We start from the raw sequence: 22,506 nt of genomic DNA on the forward strand, positions 1-22,506 counted from the left end.
GAAGCTGAGAACTTAAGCGCCAGTAAACGGCGGTGGTAACTATAACCATCCTAAGGTAGCGAAATTCCTTGTCGGGTAAGTTCCGACCTGCACGAATGGCGTAACGACTTCTCGACTGTCTCAACCATAGGCCCGGTGAAATTGCACTACGAGTAAAGATGCTCGTTTCGCGCAGCAGGACGGAAAGACCCCGGGACCTTTACTACAGTTTGATATTGGTGTTCGGTTCGGCTTGTGTAGGATAGGTGGGAGACTGTGAAGCGGCCACGCCAGTGGTTGTGGAGTCGTCGTTGAAATACCACTCTGGTCGTGCTGGATGTCTAACCTCGGTCCGTGATCCGGATCAGGGACAGTGTCTGATGGGTAGTTTAACTGGGGCGGTTGCCTCCCAAAGAGTAACGGAGGCGCCCAAAGGTTCCCTCAGCCTGGTTGGCAATCAGGTGTTGAGTGTAAGTGCACAAGGGAGCTTGACTGTGAGACCGACGGGTCGAGCAGGGACGAAAGTCGGGACTAGTGATCCGGCGGTGGCTTGTGGAAGCGCCGTCGCTCAACGGATAAAAGGTACCCCGGGGATAACAGGCTGATCTTCCCCAAGAGTCCATATCGACGGGATGGTTTGGCACCTCGATGTCGGCTCGTCGCATCCTGGGGCTGGAGTCGGTCCCAAGGGTTGGGCTGTTCGCCCATTAAAGCGGTACGCGAGCTGGGTTTAGAACGTCGTGAGACAGTTCGGTCCCTATCCGCTGTGCGCGTAGGAATATTGAGAAGGGCTGTCCCTAGTACGAGAGGACCGGGACGGACGAACCTCTGGTGTGCCAGTTGTCCTGCCAAGGGCATGGCTGGTTGGCTACGTTCGGGAGGGATAACCGCTGAAAGCATCTAAGCGGGAAGCCTGCTTCGAGATGAGTATTCCCACCTCCTTGAGAGGGTAAGGCTCCCAGTAGACGACTGGGTTGATAGGCCAGATGTGGAAGCCCGGTAACGGGTGAAGCTGACTGGTACTAATAGGCCGAGGGCTTGTCCTCAGTTGCTCGCGTCCACTGTGTTAGTTCTGAAATAACGAACTCCCGTTTGCCGGTTGAGTTCAAATTTCATAGTGTTTCGGTGGTCATAGCGTTAGGGAAACGCCCGGTTACATTCCGAACCCGGAAGCTAAGCCTTTCAGCGCCGATGGTACTGCAGGGGGGACCCTGTGGGAGAGTAGGACGCCGCCGAACAATTATTGTGGGGGAGCCCCGCACCTTATGGTGCGGGGCTTTTCCGCGTTTCGTGACCCGTGATCAGGGGCCCTTCGGGGCCCCTTTTTTTGTTGTCCTGGAGGGGCCCCGTTCGGTCGTCAGAGGCGGCCGGCGGCCTTCAGGGACAGGTAGGTGTCGGCCAGGGCCGGGGCCAGGTCCTCCGGGGTGGTGTCGACGACGGTGACGCCGAGCCGGCCGAGGAGTTCGGCGGTGCGGCGGCGTTGGATCTGCGTGGCCGTCGCCGAGGCCGCGTCGTACACCGCGTCGACACTGCCCCGGGCCCGGCGCATCTCCTCGACCCGCGGGTCGGCGACGGCGGCCACCACGACCGTGTGGCGCTCCGTGAGCCGCGGGAGCACGGGCAGCAGGCCCTCCTCGACGGCCGGGCCGTCCAGGCCCGTCAGCAGCACCACCAGGGACCTGCGCGAGGTCGTGCGCAGGATCGTCGACACCATGCCGTGGTGATCGCTCTCCACCAGCTCCGGTTCCAAGGGGGCCATGGCCGTCACGAACGAGGGCAGCACCTCGCGGGCCGCGCGGCCTCGGACCTGAGCGCGGGTGACCCGGTCGTGGGCCAGCAGGTCCACGCGGTCGCCGGCGCGGACCGCGAGGGCGGCCAGCAGCAGGGCCGCGTCCATCGTCGTGTCCAGTTTCGGGGCGTCGCCGATCCGGCCGGCCGAGGTGCGGCCGGTGTCCAGACAGATCAGCACGTGCCGGTCGCGTTCCGGACGCCAGGTGCGGACCGCGGGGCGTTGCTGCCGGGCCGTGGCCCGCCAGTCGATCGAACGGGTGTCGTCGCCCGGCACGTAGTCGCGGAGGCTGTCGAACTCGGTGCCTTCGCCCCGCGTCAGCAGGCTCGTGCGGCCGTCGAGTTCCCGCAGCCGCGCCAGTCGGGACGGCAGGTGCTTGCGGCTCGCGAACGCGGGCAGCACCCGGACCGTCCACGGGACGGTGTGGGCGCCTTGGCGGGCGAACAGGCCCAGGGGGCCGTAGGAGCGGATCGTGACCCGGTCCGCGCGGCGGTCGCCGCGCCGGGTGGGGCGCAGACGGGTCGTGAGACGTCGGCGTTCGCCCGGCGGAATCCGCAGGTCGGTGCGGGAGTCGGCGGGTTCGGTGCCGGCGGGATGGCTGCTCGGCGGCCAGGCGTCGCGGATCCTGGCGCGCAGCGGCCGGCCGCTCGGGTTCTCCACCGTCAGGTGCACCTCGGCGGGTTCGCCCAGGCGCACCGAGGTGTCGCCGGAGCGGGTCAGGCGCAGGGTGCGGATCGGCGCGGCCAGCGCGCAGTCCGCCGCGCAGGCCAGCGCGAGGGGGCCGTTGACGGCGAGGATGGCCGTCCAGCTCGGTTCGAGGAGGCCGACGGGCAGGGTGCCGAGGGCCGCGAGGAGCGCGGCGCGTCCGGTGAACGCCATCAGCGGGGCACGGGCACGTGGGCCAGGATCGCCGTCAGCACCGAGTCCGCCGTGACGCCCTCCTCCATCTCGGCCTCCGGGCGCAGCCGCAGCCGGTGCCGCAGGGTGGGCAGGGCGAGGGCCTTCACGTCGTCGGGGGTGACGTAGTCGCGGCCGCTGAGCCAGGCCCAGGCCCTGGCGGTGGACAGCAGGGCGGTGGCGCCGCGGGGGGAGGCGCCCAGGGCGAGGGAGGGGGATTCGCGGGTGGCGCGGCAGATGTCCACGACGTAGCCGGCGATCTCGGGGGAGACGGTGGTGCGGGCCACGGCCGTGCGGGCCGCGGCCAGGTCGGCTGCGGAGGCGACGCGGGTGACGCCGGCGGCCCGCAGGTCGCGCGGGTCGAAGCCGGCGGCGTGCCGGCGGAGCACGGCGATCTCGTCCTCGCGGGCCGGGAGCGGCACCGTCAGCTTGAGGAGGAAGCGGTCGAGCTGGGCCTCGGGCAGCGGGTAGGTGCCCTCGTACTCGACGGGGTTCTGGGTCGCGGCGACGAGGAAGGGGTCGGGGAGTTCGCGGGGGGTGCCGTCGACGGTGACCTGCCGTTCCTCCATGGCCTCCAGGAGGGAGGACTGGGTCTTGGGCGGGGTGCGGTTGATCTCGTCGGCGAGCAGCAGGTTCGTGAACACGGGGCCGGGCTGGAAGGAGAAGCCGGCGGCGTGGGTGTCGTAGACGAGGGAGCCCGTGACGTCGGCGGGCATCAGGTCCGGGGTGAACTGGACGCGCTTGGTGTCGAGATCGAGGCTGGCGGCGAGGGCGCGGACCAGGAGGGTCTTGGCGACGCCGGGGACGCCCTCCAGCAGGACGTGGCCCCGGCACAGCAGGCCGACGACGAGTCCGGTGACGGCGGCGTCCTGCCCGACCACGGCCTTGGCGATCTCGGCGCGGATCGCCTCCAGGGCCGCGCGGGCCGGGTCCTGGCCGAAGGCGTCGGCGGGGGCCGGGTAGGGGGCCGGGGTCGGGGACGTCATGAGGAGCGGACCTCTCTTTCGAGGGTGTCGAGGTGGTCGGCGAGGGCGACGAGTGCCGCGTCGTCCGCCGGGGCGGGGCCGAAGAGCAGGGCCGTCGGGTCGGGTCGGTCGGGGCCCGTCGGGGCGTGGGCCGCGGTCCGGGCGGTGAGCGCGGGCAGCAGGTGTGCCGGGTCGTGGGCGCGGACGGCGGGGACGCCGAGGAGGCGGGCGAGGCGTTCGCGGGCGGCGGTGCGCAGGACGTCGGCGGCGTGGCCGCGGGCGTCGGTCCTGCGGTACAGGCGGGCGCGGCCCTCGGTGGTCTCGGCGGCGGGGACGACGACGGGCAGGGGTTCGTGGACGAGGCGGCCGTGGCGGCGGCCCCGCCACAGGGCGGTGAGGAGGGCGGCGACGGCGAGTTGCAGGAGGGCCCAGCCCCAGCCGGCGGGGATCAGGTCGACCAGGTCGCGCTGTTCGCCGGTGGTCGCGGGGTCGCCGGCGTCGGTGAGGGAGGGGATGTACCAGGCGAGGTGGGGGCGGGTGCCGAGGAGGTTGAGGGCGAGGGCGGCGTTGCCGTCGTCGGCGAGGGTGTCGTTGCGGAGGAAGGCGCCGGTGTCGACGAGGACGGTGGCGGTGGGGTCGCCGGCGCGGGGCAGGGCGAGGAGGGCGGCGGTGTCGCCGGTGCGGTAGCAGGGGGTGGCGCCGCGGTCGGTGACCGGGGGGTAGCCGGGGCCGGTGCCGAGGCGGGCCCGGCCGGCGGTCCGGGCGGCGGGGAGGGTGCAGCCGGGGGCGAGGGTCTTCTCGGTCTCGGGGTCCTCGGTGGGGTCCTCGGTGTCGAGGGTGCGGCCGGTGAGGGCTCGGGTGAGGCGGGTGTCGGCGCCGATGACGACGAGGCGGGTGCCGGTGCGGTCGGCGGCGGCGCGCAGTTCGCGGGCCCGGTCGGCGGGGAGGAACCGCGGGAAGGCGACGAGGAGGGTGGTGTTCTCGCCGAGGGCGCGGTGGGCGTCGGCGGTGGTGGTGACCAGGTCGGTGGTGGTGCCGCGGTCGGCGAGGAGTTCGGCGACGGCGCGGCTGCCGGCCTTGGAGGGGGAGCGGGGGTCGAGGGGGCCCTGGACGGAGCGGTTGCCGAGGAGGGCGAGGACGGTGCCGGCGACGAGGAGCAGCGCGGTGACGAGGAGGAAGGGTCGGGCGCGGTGCCAGAGGTCGGTGGGGCGGCCGGCGGCGGAGGTGGTGGGGGTGGTGTCGGGGGCCGGGGTGGTGGTGGTCACGGGTGGCCCCCGGGGGTGGGTGTGGTCTGTGGGTGGGTGGGGGTGGTGCGGGTGAGGGCCGTGTCGAGGGTGTGCAGGCGGTCGTGGGCGGCGCGGTCGGCGGTGCGGCCGCCGTAGGTGACCTCGTCGAAGAGGCGGGCGGCGGCGCGGAGCTCGGCGGCGTGCCCGGGGAGGGGGACGGCGGCTTCGGCGGCGGCCTCGTCGGCGGTGCGGCCGGGGCGGGGGGCGAGGAGGACGCGTTCTTCGAGGGCGCGCACGAGGCCGCGCATGCGTTCTTGGACGGCCTCGTTCCAGCGGCCGGCGGTGGCGTGGGCGTCGGCGTCGGCGCGGTGGTCGGCGGCGGTGCGGGTGGTGTCGTCGAAGACCTCGCCGGGGCGGTGGGTGCCCGGGGCGTGGGGGCGGCCCAGGCGCCACCACAGGAGGGCGACGGCGAGGACGAGGAGGGCGAGGGCGACGATCACGCCGACGGTGCCGCCGGGGGTGACGGAGGCGGCGCCGGAGAAGAGCTCGTCGAGCCATTCGCCGAGTTTGCGCCAGGCGCGTTCGAGGAGGCTCGGGTCGTCCTGGTGGTAGATCGGGTCGAGGAGCTCGCGGCGGGCGGCCTCGCGGCCGGCCTCGCCCGTCACGGGTGTGGGGGGCGGGGCGGCGGCGAGGACGGCGTCGGCGGTGGTGCGGGTGTCGAGTGGTGGTGCGGTGGTTCCCCCCGGGCCGATCACGTCAGCGGGCCCCCGGCGCCGTAGTTCTGGACGCCGGCGGCGCGGGCGAGTTCGAGGTCGAGGGCCTCGCGGCGGATGCGCTGGTCGACGTAGAGCAGGACGTTGATGCCGCCGGTGAAGGGCAGGGAGATGGTCAGGGAGACCAGGTTGCCGATGGCGACCGCGATGAGCATGGGCCAGCTCGTCATGGCCGAGCCGTTGGCGAGGGAGTCGAGGCCGTCGAAGGACAGGGTGATGCCGATGATCGTGACGGGGATCGCGACGACGACCGCGATGAGTCCGGCGATGACGGAGCCGAGGAGGTTGATGCCGAGGATCCGCCACCAGGAGCCGGTGACGAGCTTGCGGGAGCGGCCGAGGGCGCCCCGGATGGTGGCGTGTTCCAGCATGAGCGCGGAGGGCGCGAGGCTGAAGAGGACGCCGAGCCACACGCACAGGCCGAGTGAGAGCAGGAGGCCCACGACGGCGAGCGGGACGTTCTCCAGGAGGAGGCCGGGGAGCATCAGCACGGAGATGACGAGGATCGCGCCGAGGAAGAGCAGGCCGGTGAGGCCGAGGAGGGCGAGGAAGCGGGGGCGGGCGTCGCGCCAGGCGCCGCCGAGGGTGGACTTCCGGCCCAGGATGGCCTTGCTGTAGACCATCGTGATGACGGCCGCGACGACGGCGGTGCCGGCGAACTGGACCAGGTAGTTGACCGAGCCGCCGAGCAGGCTGGTGCCGAGGGAGTCGCCGAATTCGCCCGGTCCGAGGCCGGTCTCGGGGTCGAGGGTGGGGGCGGGGTTCAGCCGGCTGATGACCAGCATGACGGCGCTGATCACGGTGGCGACGACCACGGTGATCGGCAGTATCGAGCGCCAGTGCTTGCGCATGGTGGTGATCGCGCCGTCGAGGATCTCGCCGAGGCCGAGGGGGCGCAGCGGGATGACGCCGGGCTTGGCGGCCGGGGGGCGGTACTGGGGCGGGTAGGCGCCCGGGTGTCCGGGGGGTCCGGGCTGCTGGGGGCCGGCCCACTGGTGGCCCCACTGGGTGGGGGGCTGGGGCGGTCCGGTGGGTCCCTGCGGGGGGTGGGGGGTGCCCTGGGGCTGTTGGGGCTGCTGTTGCGGGGTGCCCTGGTCCCAGGAGCCGGGGGGCGGCTGTTCGGTGGCCCAGCCGGGGTTGGGGGCGGGGGCGCCCTTGCTCAGGGAGGTGGGTTCGCTCGTTCCGGGGGCGCCGTTCCGCTCCTCGTCGGACGGGGAGGCTCCGGGCGGAGGGGTGCCCGGGGTGTCGTTCATCGTCGCTCCTTGGGGGCGTGGCGTTCGGAAAGGCGCTGGTCCACAGCCATCGTGCCACGCGGGCCCGGGTCTGTGACCCGGACTTTCCCCCCATTTCCGGGCTGGTGGGCGGCGTGATCCGGGCATTCGGGGGTGTGGTGGGCGGCGGGGTGGGGGAGGTCGGTTTCGGGGCAGACTGGGCCGACGGATCACGGTGTGCAGCCGTGGTGGGGTCACGGGGTGCGCCCCGCCCGGGACGATGGTCGATTTTCGGCCGGCTCCTGTGGGACAGCTCACCGTCGGGTAACGATTGGCTAATGGGATGATGTCAACCATGAAGGGACGCGTCCTTGTCGTCGACGACGACACCGCGCTGGCCGAGATGCTCGGCATTGTGCTGCGTGGAGAAGGTTTCGAGCCGTCGTTCGTCGCGGACGGCGACAAGGCATTGGCAGCCTTCCGTGAGGCCAAGCCTGATCTGGTGCTGCTGGATCTCATGCTGCCCGGACGGGACGGCATAGAGGTCTGCCGGCTCATCCGCGCCGAGTCCGGCGTGCCGATCGTGATGCTCACGGCCAAGAGCGACACGGTGGACGTGGTGGTCGGGCTGGAGTCCGGCGCCGACGACTACATCGTGAAGCCGTTCAAACCGAAGGAGTTGGTGGCACGGATTCGTGCGCGACTGCGGCGCTCCGAGGAGCCCGCACCGGAGCAGCTCGGCATCGGTGACCTGGTCATCGACGTGGCGGGGCACTCCGTGAAGCGGGAGGGCGTGGCGATCGCGCTGACGCCGCTGGAGTTCGACCTGCTGGTCGCCCTCGCTCGCAAGCCCTGGCAGGTGTTCACCCGTGAGGTGCTGCTGGAGCAGGTGTGGGGGTACCGGCACGCGGCGGACACGCGGCTGGTCAACGTGCACGTGCAGCGGTTGCGCTCGAAGGTCGAGAGGGACCCCGAGCGCCCCGAGATCGTCGTGACGGTGCGCGGTGTCGGCTACAAGGCCGGACCGAGCTGAGGTGCCCGACGGCACGGCGTCCCCCGCGTCCGGTTCCGGCCGGGACCGGGGGGCGGGGGCCGACGGTGCCGGGCGGGGTGCCGGCGCGGGGTCCCGGTCGCGGGGTCGGCGACGCATGCCCGGAGGGCGGGCGGTGCGGCTCGCGCTGCGGCTGACGCGCCGGCCGTTGCTGCCGGCGGTCCGGCTGTGGCGGCGCAACCTGCAGTTGCGGGTGGTCGCCGGCACGTTGTTGATGTCGTTGGCCGTGGTGCTGTTGCTGGGGTTCGTCGTGGACGGGCAAGTCAGCAACGGGTTGCTGGCCGCGAAGGAGAAGTCCGCGCAGAGCCAGGCCGCGGGCGGGTTCGCCGTGGCCCAGGAGAAGGCGAACGCGCCGGCCGTCGTGGACGGTCCGGACGCGGCGGCGGCCGACACCAAGGCCGGGCGGGACGCGAGCACGTGGATGAGCGCGCTGGTCAAGCAGCTCGCGAGCGGCGGGCAGACCGCGTTCGAGGTGGTCGCGCTGGGCGCCGGTCCCGGGACCACCGGGCCGGGTGTGGTCGTGGGCGGCGAGATACGGTCCGGCGTGCGCGGGGCGCGGGCCTCGGGTGACGTGAACCCCACCGATTCGATCCCGGCGGCGCTGCGGCAGGCCGTGGACGGGCGGACCGAGCCGTTCCTGACCTTCGGGTCGATCCGCTACACCACCCCCGACAGCTCCGGGAAGCCGGCCGTGATCATCGGCAAGCGGCTGACGGACGTGAACGGGGACCCGTACCACCTGTACTACCTGTTCCCGCTGACGCAGGAGGAGGAGTCGCTGCGGTTGGTGCGCACGACGCTGGCCACGGCCGGGTTGTTCGTGGTGGTGCTGCTCGGGGCGATCGCGTGGCTGGTGGTGCGGCAGGTGGTCACGCCGGTGCGGATGGCGGCGGGGATCGCGGAGCGGTTGTCGGCGGGCCGGTTGCAGGAGCGGATGAAGGTCACGGGCGAGGACGACATCGCGCGTCTGGGCGAAGCCTTCAACAAGATGGCGCAGAACCTCCAGAACAAGATCCAGCAGTTGGAGGAGCTGTCGCGGATGCAGCGGCGGTTCGTCTCGGACGTCTCGCACGAGCTGCGCACGCCGCTGACCACGGTGCGGATGGCGGCGGACGTGATCCACGACGCCAAGGAGGACTTCGACCCGGTCACGGCGCGGTCGGCGGAGTTGTTGGTCGGGCAGATCGACCGGTTCGAGTCGCTGCTGGCGGATCTGCTGGAGATCAGCCGGTTCGACGCGGGCGCGGCGGCCCTGGAGGCCGAGCCGGTGGACCTGCGGGACGTGGTGCGGCGGGTCGTGGACGCGGCGGAGCCGCTCGCGGAGCGCAAGGGCACCCGGATCCGGGTGCTGGGCGACGCGCAGCCGGTGGTCGCCGAGGCCGACGGGCGGCGGGTGGAGCGGGTGCTGCGCAACCTCGTGGTCAACGCGGTGGAGCACGGCGAGGGCCGGGACGTGGTGGTGCGGCTGGCCTCGGCGGGCGGCGCGGTCGCGGTGGCGGTCCGGGACTACGGGGTCGGGCTCAAGCCGGGCGAGGCGGCCCGGGTCTTCAACCGGTTCTGGCGGGCCGATCCGGCGCGGGCGCGCACGACCGGGGGCACGGGGCTGGGCCTGTCGATCGCGGTGGAGGACGCGCGCCTGCACGGCGGGTGGCTCCAGGCGTGGGGCGAGGCCGGCGGCGGTTCGCAGTTCCGGTTGACGCTGCCGCGCACGGCGGACGAGCCCTTGCGCGGGTCGCCGATCCCGCTGGAGCCGGAGGACTCGCGGGGCAACCGGGAGCGGGCCAAGGCGGAGGCGGCGGCGCGGGTCGCGCGGGCGGCGGAGGAGCGGGCGCAGGCCCGGACCGGCGCCGTGACCGGGGTGATCGGCGCGGCCGGTGCGGGTGGGGTGAGCGGGGTGGATCCCGCGGCCGTGCCCGGGGGGCAGGGCGGGGCGCGGGTCGTGTCCCGGCCCGGTGCGCAGGACGCGACCGCGACGGAGAGGGACGGTGACGGCGATGCCCGGTGACGGGAACGGGGCGGGTCGGCGCCGGCTGCGGCGGGTCGTGGCGGCGGTCGGGGGCGGGTTGGCCCTGCTGACGACCGTGACCTCGTGCGGGTCGATGCCCGATCACGGGGACATCCGGGCGGTGGACGCGCCGCAGGGCGTGGACTCGCAGGTGCGGGTGTTCGGGGCGCCGCCGCCGGAGAACGCGGGGCCGCAGGACATCGTCGACGGGTTCCTGGAGGCGATGACCAGTGACGATCCCGAACTCGCGACCGCGCGGAAGTACCTGACGAAGGGCGCGGCCGAGAAGTGGCGTCCGCAGGCCGGGATCACGGTGCTGTCGGCGGGGGTGGACCGTTCGCCCGCGCACACCGGGGAGAAGGACCGGGACGCCGGCGAGCGGTACCGGATCCACGGGCGGCGGTTGGCGAGCGTGGACGATCGCAGCGCGTACCGGCCGGACATCGGCGGGGCGGGCTACGAGGAGTTCCTGCACCTGGTGAAGGTGGACGACCAGTGGCGGATCGACAGCCTGCCCAACGGGCTGGTGCTGAGCGAGCCGGACTTCCAGCGGATCTACCGGTCGGTGAACAAGTACTACTTCGCGCCGAACGGGACGTTGGTGGCGGATCCGGTGTACGTGCGGCAGCGCAGTGATCCGGATTCGCGGATGGACCCGATGACGCAGGCGGTGGCCTCGTTGTTGGCCGGGCCGTCGACGTGGCTGGGGCCGGTGGTGACCACGGCGTTCCCGACGGGCACGGTGTTGCCGGAGAACACGCGCAGCCTCTCCTACGACGGGCAGAACACGCTGCGGGTGCCGTTGGGGCGCAAGGCCGCGAACGTGGGGTACCCGCAGTGCCAGAAGATGGCGGCGCAGGTGCTGTACACGGCGCGGGACGTGACGGCCACGCGGTTCGCGAAGGTGGAGTTGTTGCGGGAGGACGGGAAGTCCTCGCTGTGCGCGATCGACGAGGTGACGGCGGCGTCGTTGACGCATCGGGTGCCGGCCGTGGCGCCCTCGTCGCCGTACTACGTGGACAAGGACCACCGGCTGGTGCGGATGCGGTTGCGGGCCGACGGCGAGGACACCGAGAGCGATGTGGAGCCGGTGCAGGGGCCGTTGTCGGCGAGCGGGTTCAAGTCCCGTTCGGCGGCGGTGTCCTATGACGAGCGGCGCGCGGCCGTGGTGTCGGAGGACGGGCGGACCCTGCACGTGGCGCCGTTGACCGGGTCCGGGCCCCCGCCGCCGGCGTTGGTGACCTCGAAGACCGGGCAGCTGTCGGCGCCGAGCTGGGACGCGGACGGGGACGTGTGGGTGGCCGATCAGGACCCGGCGGCGCCGGCGTTGTGGCGGATCCCGCAGGGCAGCGGGCAGGCGAGCAAGGTGGAGGTCGCCGGTCTGGACGGCGGGGTCATCGAGTCGGTGCGGGTGTCCTACGACGGGGTGCGGGTGGCGCTGCTGGTGGTGAAGGGGAACCGGAAGAACCTGTTCATCGGGCGGATCGAGCAGCCCGTCGGGGCGGTGAGCTCCTCGCCGTCGGGTCCCGCGGGCACGCCGCGGCCGGCGTTGGGGGTGTCGGTGCGCGAACTGCGGCCGGCGGCACCGCAGATGGCGGACGTGACGGCGATGAGCTGGGCGCCGCGTGGCCGGCTGCTGGTGGTGGGTCGGGAGAGCGGCGGGGTGGTGCAGGCGCGGTACATGCAGGGCGACGGGTCTCCGGCGACCGGCAGTCTGCCGGGTGCGAGCGGGTTGTTGGCGGTGGCGGCGAGCGAGGACGAGAAGCAGCCGGTGGTGGCGTTCCTGGAGGAGGACGGCATCGTGTGGCTGCCGCCGGGCGCGCAGTGGCGGATGGTGGACGCGGGGGGCCGGGCGCCGGTTTATCCGGGGTAGCGGGGCGGAGGGGGCGCCTTTCGGGTATTCGGGCTCCGAGGCCGCGTGACCCCCGCGGTCGGGTGTGTTGGGCTTTTCCCGTGAATTGTTGAACGGCGCATGTTTATGGGGCCGGGGATTTCGGGTCCGGATTCACTCGTTGGGGGCAATGGGTGCCCCGGTTCGCGTCGGCGTGGGGTTGACCGCCGGGACGGTCGGTTCCAGGGGGTCTTGAAGGAGTTTTCCACAGGGCTGTCGGGGCGGTGTCGCGCCTGTCAGGCTGGGGTGGTGCGGGGCTGGTGGCGTGAGGTGGGCGGGTTGGTGCTGCCCGGGGTGTGCGTGGGCTGCGGGCGGGCCGGCGGTGTGCTGTGCGCGGGGTGCGAGGCCCTCGTGCGGGGCGGGGCGCCGGCGCGGGTGGGGAGCGTGCGCGGGGTGCCGGTGTGGGCCTCGTCGGGGTACGGGGAGCCGGTGCGGCAGGTGCTGCTCGCGCACAAGGAGCGCGGGGCGCTGGGGCTGGCGCGGGTGTTGGGCGCGGTGGTGGCCGATCTGGCGCGGGCGGCGGGGGTGGGGCCGGGGCGGGAGGTCGCGCTGGTGCCCGTGCCCTCCTCGCGGGCCGGTACGCGGGCCCGGGGGCACGATCCGGTGGCCCGGGTGGCGGTGGTCGCGGCCGGTCGGCTGCGGGCCGCGGGGGTGCCGGCGCGGGCCGTGCCGGGGCTGTTGCGGCAGCGGCGGGGGGTGGCGGACCAGGTGGGTCTGGGGGCGGCCGGGCGTCGGGCCAACCTGGCGGGGGCGCTGGAGCCTCGGCGGGGTGCCGGGCGGGCGCTGCCGGTGGCGGGGGAGGTCGTGCTGGTGGACGATCTGAGCACGACGGGCGCGACCCTCGCCGAGGCGGTCCGGGCGGTGCGCGTTCCCGTGCGCGCCGCCGTGGTCGTCGCCTCGGGTGGGTACGGACGCGGGCGGACACGCTCCTGAGACGGGCCCGACCGAAACGGGCCGGAAAAGATCCGCGAAGAAGAGAACAGAAGTGGAACTACCGGTGAAAGCGCAACGTTGCAGGTAGTAAGAGGTACACGTCATCTGATCGCAGATGTGTTCCGTTTTCGGGTGCCGGCAACCGGGCGATAGGGATATGTTCGGTTGTGAGGACTGGCGAGCTCGTCGGTACCACGGCCGGGACACGGTGTGGAGTCCTGCGGGCAGGAGTCGTCCCTCTGCTCCGAAGTCGGGGGAGTGAGATCCCCCCGACGGGGGAGGAGTGGTGAAAGTCGCCAAGTCCGAGACTCCGGTGCTCACCGGGGTCTGGTGCGAAAGGGGAGACGCTTCGCCAACGACGGCGAGGCTCTCCGGGAACGGAGTTCTGCGTGGACATCGTCGTCAAGGGCCGCAAGACCGAGGTGCCCGAGCGGTTCCGCAAGCACGTGGCCGAGAAGCTGAACCTGGAGAGGATCCAGAAGCTCGACGCCAAGGTGATCAGCCTGGACGTCGAGGTGTCCAAGGAGCACAACCCGCGTCAGGCCGACCGTTCCGACCGTGTCGAGATCACCCTCCGCTCGCGTGGCCCGGTGATCCGTGCCGAGGCGTCCGCCCCGGACGCCTACGCGGCGCTCGACCTGGCCCAGGACAAGCTCGAAGCCCGGCTGCGCAAGCAGCACGACAAGCGCCACACCCGCCGCGGCGCGGGCCGGCTCTCGGCCGCCGAGGTCGGCGACGTGGTGTCGGACGCCGCGCAGTTCGACGGCAACGGCCGGCTCGTCGCGGACGAGAAGGAGGACGCGATCCCCACGACCCGGATCGGGTCGCTGGAGATCGTGGGCGAGGGTCCGCTGATCGTGCGCGAGAAGACCCACGTGGCCGCGCCGATGTCGCTGGACCAGGCCCTGTACGAGATGGAACTCGTGGGTCACGACTTCTACCTGTTCGTCGACTCCGAGACGAAGCAGCCCAGCGTGGTCTACCGCCGGCACGCCTACGACTACGGCGTGATCCACGTGGACTCCGACGGCGCCTCCACCGCCGACGCCCCGCTGGGCGGCGCGGGCGGCTCCCTCGCCGGCTGACCTCAGGGTCAACACCACTCACTCGATTCACTTCCGCCCCCGGGGACACGGCACGTGTCCCCGGGGGCGCCCGTATCGGCCGGATCGGCGCCACTCGTAAGGGCAGGTATGAGCCGTCGACCCCCCGGGGCGCGGTTCCGGCATGGAATCATGGCGGGCAGTCAACCGGCCCCCGCAACGGCACGGTTGGCACTTCTGTGGACGAATCGGGCCTGGGCCTCGATGGGGGAGGAACGATGGCGGAGCGTTTCGACGGGGACGACCGCGAGGGTCGGCGCGAGGAGCCGATCCGGGTGCTCGTCGTCGACGACCACGCGCTGTTCCGGCGCGGCCTGGAGATCGTCCTCGCGCAGGAGGAGGACATCCAGGTCGTCGGCGAGGCCGGGGACGGGGCCGAGGCCGTGGACAAGGCCGCCGACCTGCTCCCCGACATCATCCTGATGGACGTGCGGATGCCGCGGCGGGGCGGCATCGAGGCATGCACCTCCATCAAGGAGGTGGCCCCCTCCGCGAAGATCATCATGCTGACCATCAGCGACGAGGAGGCCGACCTCTACGACGCCATCAAGGCCGGCGCCACCGGGTACCTGCTCAAGGAGATCTCCACCGACGAGGTCGCCACCGCCATCCGCGCCGTCGCCGACGGGCAGTCCCAGATCAGCCCGTCCATGGCCTCCAAGCTGCTCACCGAGTTCAAGTCGATGATCCAGCGCACCGACGAGCGCCGGCTGCTGCCCGCGCCCCGGCTGACCGACCGGGAGCTGGAGGTGCTCAAGCTGGTGGCCACCGGCATGAACAACCGTGACATCGCCAAGGAGTTGTTCATCTCCGAGAACACGGTCAAGAACCACGTGCGCAACATCCTGGAGAAGCTCCAGCTCCACTCGCGCATGGAGGCCGTGGTCTACGCGATGCGCGAGAAGATCCTCGAGATCCGCTGAACCGGGCCGCTCAGCCGGCCGTCTCCGCCAAGGCCGCCGTGACGGCCGCCGCCTCGGCCGGGCCGCTCGCGCGGTCCACGCGCACCTCCTCGCAGCCCACCCAGGACGCCGCCTCCCACAGCGCCCGGGCCATCGCCCCGGCCGCCGAAGGGGTGGTCAGGGAGAGCCGCTTGGCGACCAGCACCCGGCCCTCGCGGCCCGGGTCCACCCGGCCCAGCAGCCGCCCGCCGGACAGCAGCGGCATCGTGAAGTAGCCGTGCACCCGCTTGGGCGCCGGCACGTACGCCTCCAGCCGGTGCTCGAAGTCGAAGATCCGCGCGGTGCGGGCCCGGTCCCAGATCAGGGAGTCGAACGGGGACAGCAGGGTGGTGCGGTGCCGGCCGCGCGGCACCTCCGCCAGGGCCTCGGGGTGCGCCCAGGCCGGCTTGCCCCAGCCCTCCACGGTGACGGGCACCAGCTCGGTGTCGGCGAGCACCGAGGTGACCTGCTCCTTCTTCAAACGATGACAATCGGCCAGATCCGCGAGGGTGCCCACGCCCAGGGCGCGGCCCGAGAGGTCGACCAGCCGGCGCAGGCACTCGGCGTCGTCGAGCTCGTCGTGGAAGAGGTCCTCGGGGACGGCGCGCTCGGGCAGGTCGTACACGCGCTTCCAGCCCCGGCGCTCGGTGCAGACCACCTCGCCGATGTCGAGGAGCCACTCGACGGCGATCTTGGTCTGGGACCACTCGAACCACTCGCCGCCGCTCTTCGCCCCGCCCAGTTCGCTCGCGGTCAGCGGCCCCTCGGCCCGCAGCCGCTCCAGGACCGCCTTGGTCGCCGCCTCCTTGTCGGTCAGCAGGTGCCAGCGGTGGCCGCGGTCCCGGAAGGCGCGGCGGCGGAACGCGAAGTGCGGCCACTCCTCGATCGGCAGCACGCACGCGGCGTGCGACCAGTACTCGAAGGCGTGCCCGCCGCTCCAGTAGGCCCGCTCCACCGCGTCCCGACCGACGGCGCCCAGACGGGCGTAGGGGATCAGCTCGTGGGAGCGGGCCAGCACCGAGATGGTGTCGAGCTGCACCGCGCCGAGCCGGCGCAGCAGCCCCCGCACCCCGGCCCGGCGGTCGGGGGCGCCGAGCAGGCCCTGGGCGCGCAGGGCGATCCTGCGGGCCTCGTCGGCGGTGAGGGAGAGGACGGGTGCGGGCTGCGGCAGGCTCATGGGGGGCAGCGTACGGCCGGCCGCCGACAGGACGGGGGTCCCGCCGGCGGGGAGCGTCAGCTCTTGGGGGTGGTGTCCCGGGGCAGGCGGGAGGGCAGGCCGAGGTCCTCGGGGAGCAGGGCGGCGGCGTGGCAGTCGCGCAGCACGCCGCGGTGCTCCATGCCGGCGCGCCGGACGCCTTCGAGGCGGAAGCCGACCTTCTCGGCCAGGATCCGGGAGCCGGTGTTGTCCACGTCGGCGCGCCAGATGAGGCGGACCACGCCGCCCTCGGTGAAGGCCCAGCGGGCCACGGCGTCCAGGGCGGCGCGCATGTGGCCTTGCCCGCGGTGGCCGGCGACGGTCCAGTAGCCGACCTCGTGACGGAACTCGCTGTGCCGGGAGACGCCGATGGCGCCGACGAGGACGCCGTCCTCGGTGCGGCGGATCGTGACGTTCCACTCGCTGCCGTCGGCCCAGCCGGCCGGTGAGGAGTTCAGGGCCCACTCCTCGGCGGCCGAGCGCGGGTAGGGCACGGGCACGTCGATCCAGCGCTGGATCCCGGGGTCCTGGAGCGCCGCGTGCAGCTCGTCCACGTCGGTGGGGAGCAGGGGGCGCAGGGTGAGGCGCTCGGTGGTGAGGACGGGGGCGGCGGGGACGGGGGTGTGCGTCGTCATGGGCTCGTTCTCTCGGTGGTGATCGGTGCTGCGCCCATGATCGACGGCCGGGCGCGGGCGTTCAGGGGCGGGCCGGCGCGGGGGCGTGCGGGGCCGGCATGGGCAGGCCGAGGTCCTCGGCGAGGAGGCCGCCGACGAGGCAGTCGCGCAGTTCGCCGCGCTGTACCAGGGCGGCGCGCTGGACGCCCTCGACGCGGAAGCCGACGCGTTCGGCCACGGCCCGCGAGGCGTCGTTGCCGAGGTAGGCGCGCCATTCGAGGCGGGCCAGGCCGAGCTCGGCGAAGGCCCAGCGGGCCAGCGCGGTCAGGGCCTCGACGGTCAGTCCCCGGCCGCGGGCGGCGGGGGTGGCCCAGAAGCCGACCTCGGCGGTCAGCGGGTGCTCGCGGCGGTGGACGGCGACGCAGCCGAGGAGGGGGCCGTCCTCGGTGGCGCGGAAGGCGAAGACGAGGTCCTTGCCGGTGCGGCGGCCCTCGGCGGCGAGGGTGTCGGTGAAGTGGACGGCGTCGGCGCGGGTGTACGGCGAGGGGATCACGGTCCAGCGCTGGATCTCGGGGTCCTGGCAGGCGGCGTACACGGTGTCGGTGTCGTCGCCGTCGGGACGGACGGCGGTGAGGACGAGGCGCTCGGTGCGCAGCACGGGCACGGTGGGCACGGCGGGCGGTGTGGGTGTCGGGGGCATGACGGGATTGTGGCGTCGGGCGCGGGTGAGGGCGAGCGGTTTTGGGGGCGGGCGGCACCTTCGGGCCGTTTCGCACGTTCACCGGGTGGGCGTCGACGGGGTCGGCCGTCACGGCGGACCTCCCGACGGGGCGGCCCTCTCGCTTACGATGGCCGTTGCGGTAGGTACCCCTGCCGTGCCCGTGTACGAACCAGTGCCAGGCCCGACCGGCAAGGAGACAAACCTCGGTGTCCGTCTTCAACAAGCTCATGCGTGCAGGCGAAGGCAAGATCCTGCGCAAACTGCACCGCATCGCGGACCAGGTCAACTCCATCGAAGAGGATTTCGTCAACCTCTCCGACGCCGAGTTGCGGGCGCTCACGGACGAGTACAAGCAGCGGTTCCAGGACGGCGAGTCCCTCGACGACCTGATGCCCGAGGCTTTCGCGACCGTCCGCGAGGCGGCCAAGCGGGTGCTCGGCCAGCGCCACTACGACGTCCAGATCATGGGCGGCGCGGCCCTGCACCTCGGGTACGTGGCCGAGATGAAGACCGGTGAGGGCAAGACCCTCGTCGGTACGCTGCCCGCGTACCTGAACGCGCTGTCCGGCAAGGGCGTCCACCTGATCACGGTGAACGACTACCTGGCCGAGCGCGACTCCGAGCTGATGGGCCGGGTGCACAAGTTCCTCGGCCTGAACGTGGGCTGCATCCTGGCGAACATGACGCCGGCGCAGCGCCGCGAGCAGTACGCGTGCGACATCACGTACGGCACGAACAACGAGTTCGGCTTCGACTACCTCCGCGACAACATGGCCTGGTCGCGCGAGGAGCTCGTGCAGCGCGGGCACAACTTCGCCGTGGTCGACGAGGTCGACTCGATCCTGATCGACGAGGCCCGCACCCCGCTGATCATCTCCGGCCCGGCCGACCAGGCCACCAAGTGGTACGGGGACTTCGCCAAGCTCGTGACCCGCCTCACCAAGGGCGAGCCGGCGGTGCCGCTCAAGGGCATCGAGGAGACCGGGGACTACGAGGTCGACGAGAAGAAGCGGACCGTCGGCATCCACGAGGCCGGTGTGGCCAAGGTGGAGGACTGGCTGGGCATCGACAACCTCTACGAGTCGGTGAACACCCCCCTCGTCGGCTACTTGAACAACGCCATCAAGGCGAAGGAACTGTTCAAGAAGGACAAGGACTACGTCGTCATGGACGGCGAGGTCATGATCGTCGACGAGCACACCGGCCGCATCCTGGCCGGCCGTCGCTACAACGAGGGCATGCACCAGGCGATCGAGGCGAAGGAGGGGGTGGACATCAAGGACGAGAACCAGACCCTCGCCACGATCACCCTCCAGAACTTCTTCCGCCTGTACTCCACCCTGTCGGGCATGACCGGTACGGCCATGACCGAGGCGGCCGAGTTCCACCAGATCTACAAGCTCGGCGTGGTCCCGATCCCCACCAACCGGGACATGCAGCGCAAGGACCAGCCGGACCTGATCTACCGCACGGAGGTCGCGAAGTTCGCGGCCGTCGTCGACGACATCGCGGAGAAGCACGAGAAGGGGCAGCCGATCCTGGTCGGCACCACCTCGGTCGAGAAGTCCGAGTACCTCTCGCAGCAGCTCAGCAAGCGCGGCGTGCAGCACGAGGTCCTCAACGCCAAGCACCACGAGCGGGAGGCGTCGATCGTGGCGCAGGCCGGTCGTCGCGGGGCCGTGACCGTGGCCACGAACATGGCCGGTCGCGGTACCGACATCAAGCTGGGCGGCAACCCCGACGACCTGGCCGAGGCCGAGCTGCGCCAGCGCGGCCTGGACCCGGAGGAGCACATCGAGGAGTGGGCGCACGCCCTTCCCGAGGCGCTGGCCCGGGCCGAGGCGGCGGTGAAGGCGGAGTTCGAGGAGGTCAAGGAGCTCGGCGGGCTGTACGTGCTGGGCACCGAGCGGCACGAGTCGCGCCGGATCGACAACCAGCTGCGCGGTCGTTCCGGCCGTCAGGGCGACCCGGGCGAGTCCCGGTTCTACCTGTCGCTGGGCGACGACCTGATGCGCCTGTTCAAGGCGCAGATGGTCGAGCGGGTCATGGCGATGGCGAACGTGCCCGACGACGTGCCGATCGAGAACAAGATGGTCACGCGGGCCATCGCGTCGGCGCAGTCGCAGGTCGAGACGCAGAACTTCGAGACCCGCAAGAACGTCCTGAAGTACGACGAGGTCCTCAACAGCCAGCGTGAGGTCATCTACGGCGAGCGGCGCCGGGTGCTGGAGGGCGAGGACCTGCACGAGCAGGTGCGGTTCTTCATGCAGGACACCATCGACGCCTACATCGCGGCCGAGACGGTCGAGGGCTTCGCCGAGGACTGGGACCTGGACCGGCTGTGGGGCGCGTTCAAGCAGCTCTACCCGGTGAAGGCCACCATCGACGAGCTGGAGGACGCGGCCGGGGACCGGGCCGGGATCACGGCGGAGTTCATCGCCGAGTCCGTCAAGGACGACATCCTGGAGCAGTACGACGCCCGCGAGAAGCAGCTCGGCTCGGAGATCATGCGCGAGCTGGAGCGGCGCGTGGTGCTGTCCGTGCTGGACCGCAAGTGGCGCGAGCACCTGTACGAGATGGACTACCTCCAGGAGGGCATCGGCCTGCGCGCGATGGCCCAGAAGGACCCGCTGGTCGAGTACCAGCGCGAGGGCTTCGACATGTTCAACGCCATGATGGAGGGCATCAAGGAGGAGTCCGTCGGCTACCTGTTCAACCTGGAGGTCCAGGTGGAGCAGCAGGTCGAGGAGGTTCCGGTGGCGGCCGACGCGGCCCCGCAGGACGCGCCGCGTCCCGAGATCCGGGCCAAGGGCCTGGAGGCGCCGCAGCGCCCGGACCGGCTGCACTTCTCCGCGCCCAGCGCCGAGGGCGGGGTCGTCGAGGGCGACTTCGACTCCACCGGCGGCATCCCGGTCGCGGACGGCATGACCCGCGCCGAGCGTCGCAAGGCGCAGAAGGCGGCGGGCGGCCGGCGCCGCAAGAAGTAGCCCGGGGTCTTCCCCCGGGGTCCGACGGGGTCGGTGTCCTTCCGCGCGAGCGGGGGGCACCGGCCCCGTCGGCGTGTGCGGGGCGGGGGCGTGTGCGGGGCTCAGGGCAGGAGGGGGCCGGGCAGGTCGAGGGCGGTGAGGCGGAGCCGGCCCCCGGGGTCGGGGTCGAGGCGGTAGGCGAGGGCGTGGACGCGGGGGCCGAGCTCGGCCAGGGCCCATGCCTCGACGGAGCGGGCGCCGGCGGGCCGGGCGGCGCAGTGCCGCAGCCGGGGGCGGGGCGCGTCGGCGGGGAGGGGGCCGGGCGGGGCGAGGGCGGCGAGGCGGTCCCAGGGTTCGGGGCCGAGGTGGCCGAGCAGGGCGGGCAGCGGCAGGTCCCCGGCGAGCACGTCGAGGATCCGCAGGGCGTACCAGTGGTGCGGGGGCAGGGGGGTGCGGCGGCGCGGGACGGGGGCGCGTCGGGGGCGGGGGACGCGGAGCGGTCGCGGGGCGCGACGGGTGGGGTGGGTGGGGTGGGCGAGGAGCACGTCGGGTCCGTTTCGGGTGGGGCGCGTCGGGTCGGTTACCTGTCGGTAGGGGCGTACGCGGCGGGCCGGCCGGCGGGCAAGGGGACGGGGCGGCGAGGGCGCGCGGGGGCCCGCGTCACCTATCCGGGGGATGGGCGCGCGGCGCCGGTCGTATCCTGAATCCGTTCCCGACTACGGAAAGCGGCCGGTCATGCGCGTTTACGTCCCTCTCACCCTTCCCGGGCTCGCCGCCGCCGCGCAGGCCGGCGAGGTGGGTCCGGCGCCGTTGCGCGCCTATGCCGTCACCCCCGCGCTGCGCGAGTGGTTCGGCTCCGAGGACGTGGAGGAGCTGGAGTACGCGGCCCTGGGGCGGGCCGCCACGGCCTCCCTGCGGCTGCTCGCCGCCGACCCCGGCGCGCCCGCGCGGCGCGTGGTCCTCGCGGCCGACGTGCCGGACGTGGCGGTGCGGGCCGAGGTCGGCTCGGACGAGGCCGCGCTGGGCCGCGTGACGGTGGCGGGCGTGGTGCGGCTGGCGAAGGCGGGCGCCGTGCACGCCGACGCCGAGGAGGCCGGGCCGGACGTGGCCGCCGCCGCGAAGGCCGTGCTCGCGGCCGACGCGGGCGACGGGGCCGCGCTCGGCGTGGTGGACGCGGCCGACGAGCACGAGCTGCTCTGGTTCGGCGTGCAGGAGATCCCGGGGCTGCTCGCGTGAGCGGGGAGCGGAGCCCGCACCTGGTGTGGGACTGGAACGGGACCCTGCTCCACGACATCGACGCGGTGATCGAGGCCACCAACGCCTCCTTCGCCGAGCTGGGCTTCGCCCCGATCACCCTGGAGCGCTACCGCGAGCTGTACCGGGTGCCGGTGCCGAGGTTCTACGAGGCGCTGATGGGCCGGATGCCCACGGACGCCGAGTGGGAGCTGATGGACGGCACCTTCCACCGGCACTACTGGGCCGCCGCCGACGGCGCGGGGCTGACCGAGGGCGCGGCCGAGCTGCTCACGGACTGGCAGGAGTCGGGGCGCACGCAGTCGCTGCTGTCGCTGGCGCCGCACGAGCAACTGGTGCCCTTGGTGCGCTCGCACGGCATCGAGCCGCGGTTCCTGCGGGTGGACGGCCGGATCGGTCCCTCGCACACGGGCAAGTCCGCGCACCTGGTACGTCACTTGCGGGAGCTGCTGGGGACGGGGGTGCGGGCCGAGCGTACGGTGCTCATCGGGGACGCCGTCGACGACGCCGAGGCCGCCGCGCACGTGGGTGCCCGGGCGGTGCTGTACACCGGCGGTTCGCACAGCCGGCGCAGTCTGGAATCGGCCGGCGTCCCGGTGGTGGACACCCTCGCCGAGGCGGTCTCGCTGGCCCGCTCGGTGTTCTGAGCCGACGGGCGGCGCGAAGCGGAATCCGCGCGCCGGGGTGCGAGCCGGCCGGCGGGCGCCCCTCGTGCCCCGCGCGTGCCCGCCCGTCCCTTCCGCATCCCCGTGACGGGTGGTGCGGGCGGGGTGGGCGGTGCTTTTGCGGCGGGGTGGCGTCCCTCTCACGAGGTATGCGCCCCGGGGCTGTCCAGAACGTCAAAGTTCCGGCCCCTTATTTGTACACATCCGGCTCATGACGGGTCGGGGTGCGGGCGCGATAGCCTGGGAACCGTGATCAGCGCGATAGTCCGCGGGGGCGCTGTGGCCCCCGGACCCCGCCCGGCGCACGCCCCGCGTGCCCGGGCCGGC

General features: G+C 72.6%; 18 protein-coding genes and 2 rRNA genes (1 of these 20 cut by a window edge). 11 read left to right on the plus strand and 9 right to left on the minus strand.

Features of this window, described 5'->3' with window-relative positions; genetic code table 11:
* Window positions 1-1,025: ribosomal RNA gene (locus ACN20G_RS16185) — 23S ribosomal RNA — on the plus strand (it extends 2,093 nt beyond the left edge of the window).
* Between the two features lie 75 nt (window positions 1,026-1,100).
* Window positions 1,101-1,217, plus strand: a 5S ribosomal RNA gene (gene rrf / locus ACN20G_RS16190).
* 119 nt (window positions 1,218-1,336) lie between these two features.
* On the opposite strand, the gene ACN20G_RS16195 is transcribed toward rrf, so the two are convergent.
* From ACN20G_RS16195 to ACN20G_RS16215, 5 genes are read right to left on the minus strand one after another with little or no spacing between them, the layout of a single operon-like run.
* A complete protein-coding gene (locus ACN20G_RS16195; protein ID WP_424213492.1) occupies window positions 1,337-2,647 on the minus strand; it encodes a DUF58 domain-containing protein in 1,311 nt (436 codons plus the stop codon).
* Window positions 2,647-3,651: an AAA family ATPase gene (locus ACN20G_RS16200; protein WP_424213493.1), complete on the minus strand. Its 1,005-nt coding sequence runs from the start codon at window positions 3,649-3,651 to the stop codon at window positions 2,647-2,649. The genes ACN20G_RS16195 and ACN20G_RS16200 overlap by 1 nt, the downstream gene beginning before the upstream one ends.
* Window positions 3,648-4,895 carry a DUF4350 domain-containing protein gene (locus tag ACN20G_RS16205; protein ID WP_424213494.1) on the minus strand — a complete coding sequence of 416 codons (1,248 nt, stop codon included), beginning with the start codon at window positions 4,893-4,895 and terminating at the stop codon, window positions 3,648-3,650. Before ACN20G_RS16205 ends, ACN20G_RS16200 begins: the two co-directional genes overlap by 4 nt.
* On the minus strand, window positions 4,892-5,611 hold the full coding sequence (locus ACN20G_RS16210) for a DUF4129 domain-containing protein (protein ID WP_424213495.1): 720 nt from the start codon (window positions 5,609-5,611) through the stop codon (window positions 4,892-4,894). The genes ACN20G_RS16205 and ACN20G_RS16210 overlap by 4 nt, the downstream gene beginning before the upstream one ends.
* Window positions 5,608-6,882 carry a hypothetical protein gene (locus tag ACN20G_RS16215; protein ID WP_424213496.1) on the minus strand — a complete coding sequence of 425 codons (1,275 nt, stop codon included), beginning with the start codon at window positions 6,880-6,882 and terminating at the stop codon, window positions 5,608-5,610. Before ACN20G_RS16215 ends, ACN20G_RS16210 begins: the two co-directional genes overlap by 4 nt.
* A gap of 301 nt (window positions 6,883-7,183) precedes the next feature.
* Here ACN20G_RS16215 and mtrA point away from each other — a divergent pair, with 301 nt between their 5' ends.
* From mtrA to ACN20G_RS16245, 6 genes are all read left to right on the plus strand, one after another.
* Window positions 7,184-7,873 (plus strand): two-component system response regulator MtrA, encoded by a 690-nt coding sequence (gene mtrA / locus ACN20G_RS16220; protein WP_424213497.1) that lies wholly within the window; start codon window positions 7,184-7,186, stop codon window positions 7,871-7,873.
* A 115-nt stretch (window positions 7,874-7,988) separates the two neighbouring features.
* Window positions 7,989-9,896, plus strand: coding sequence for an MtrAB system histidine kinase MtrB (gene mtrB, locus ACN20G_RS16225; protein WP_424213498.1), 1,908 nt, complete (start codon window positions 7,989-7,991; stop codon window positions 9,894-9,896).
* Window positions 9,886-11,769 carry an LpqB family beta-propeller domain-containing protein gene (locus ACN20G_RS16230; RefSeq protein ID WP_424213499.1) on the plus strand — a complete coding sequence of 628 codons (1,884 nt, stop codon included), beginning with the start codon at window positions 9,886-9,888 and terminating at the stop codon, window positions 11,767-11,769. The genes mtrB and ACN20G_RS16230 overlap by 11 nt, the downstream gene beginning before the upstream one ends.
* Window positions 11,770-12,036: 267 nt before the next feature.
* On the plus strand, window positions 12,037-12,720 hold the full coding sequence (locus tag ACN20G_RS16235) for a ComF family protein (RefSeq protein ID WP_424213500.1): 684 nt from the start codon (window positions 12,037-12,039) through the stop codon (window positions 12,718-12,720).
* 389 nt (window positions 12,721-13,109) lie between these two features.
* The gene (gene hpf, locus ACN20G_RS16240) at window positions 13,110-13,805 is read left to right on the plus strand and encodes a ribosome hibernation-promoting factor, HPF/YfiA family (protein ID WP_424213501.1); all 696 of its coding nucleotides are present in this window, start codon (window positions 13,110-13,112) and stop codon (window positions 13,803-13,805) included.
* A 236-nt stretch (window positions 13,806-14,041) separates the two neighbouring features.
* On the plus strand, window positions 14,042-14,746 hold the full coding sequence (locus ACN20G_RS16245; RefSeq protein ID WP_424213502.1) for a response regulator: 705 nt from the start codon (window positions 14,042-14,044) through the stop codon (window positions 14,744-14,746).
* 10 nt (window positions 14,747-14,756) lie between these two features.
* On the opposite strand, the gene ACN20G_RS16250 is transcribed toward ACN20G_RS16245, so the two are convergent.
* The 3 genes from ACN20G_RS16250 to ACN20G_RS16260 form a co-directional block, all read right to left on the minus strand.
* Entirely contained in the window at window positions 14,757-15,941 is a 1,185-nt protein-coding gene (locus tag ACN20G_RS16250) for a winged helix-turn-helix domain-containing protein (protein ID WP_424213503.1), read from the minus strand.
* A gap of 56 nt (window positions 15,942-15,997) precedes the next feature.
* The gene (locus ACN20G_RS16255; protein WP_424213504.1) at window positions 15,998-16,594 is read right to left on the minus strand and encodes a GNAT family N-acetyltransferase; all 597 of its coding nucleotides are present in this window, start codon (window positions 16,592-16,594) and stop codon (window positions 15,998-16,000) included.
* A gap of 61 nt (window positions 16,595-16,655) precedes the next feature.
* Window positions 16,656-17,273: a GNAT family N-acetyltransferase gene (locus tag ACN20G_RS16260; RefSeq protein ID WP_424213505.1), complete on the minus strand. Its 618-nt coding sequence runs from the start codon at window positions 17,271-17,273 to the stop codon at window positions 16,656-16,658.
* Window positions 17,274-17,500: 227 nt separating this feature from the next.
* Between ACN20G_RS16260 and secA the strand changes: the two genes are divergently transcribed.
* Complete coding sequence (secA, locus tag ACN20G_RS16265) at window positions 17,501-20,281, plus strand: preprotein translocase subunit SecA (protein ID WP_424213506.1); 2,781 nt, start codon at window positions 17,501-17,503, stop codon at window positions 20,279-20,281.
* A gap of 101 nt (window positions 20,282-20,382) precedes the next feature.
* On the opposite strand, the gene ACN20G_RS16270 is transcribed toward secA, so the two are convergent.
* Window positions 20,383-20,805 carry an Rv3235 family protein gene (locus ACN20G_RS16270; protein WP_424213507.1) on the minus strand — a complete coding sequence of 141 codons (423 nt, stop codon included), beginning with the start codon at window positions 20,803-20,805 and terminating at the stop codon, window positions 20,383-20,385.
* A gap of 190 nt (window positions 20,806-20,995) precedes the next feature.
* Here ACN20G_RS16270 and ACN20G_RS16275 point away from each other — a divergent pair, with 190 nt between their 5' ends.
* Window positions 20,996-21,496 (plus strand): DUF6912 family protein, encoded by a 501-nt coding sequence (locus ACN20G_RS16275; RefSeq protein WP_424213508.1) that lies wholly within the window; start codon window positions 20,996-20,998, stop codon window positions 21,494-21,496.
* Window positions 21,493-22,161, plus strand: a complete 669-nt coding sequence (locus ACN20G_RS16280; protein WP_424213509.1) for an HAD family hydrolase — start codon at window positions 21,493-21,495, stop codon at window positions 22,159-22,161. The genes ACN20G_RS16275 and ACN20G_RS16280 overlap by 4 nt, the downstream gene beginning before the upstream one ends.
* Window positions 22,162-22,506 lie beyond the last annotated feature (345 nt).

The organism is Streptomyces dryopteridis, from assembly GCF_049606955.1.
In the GTDB taxonomy this organism is placed as follows: Bacteria; Actinomycetota; Actinomycetes; order Streptomycetales; family Streptomycetaceae; genus Streptomyces.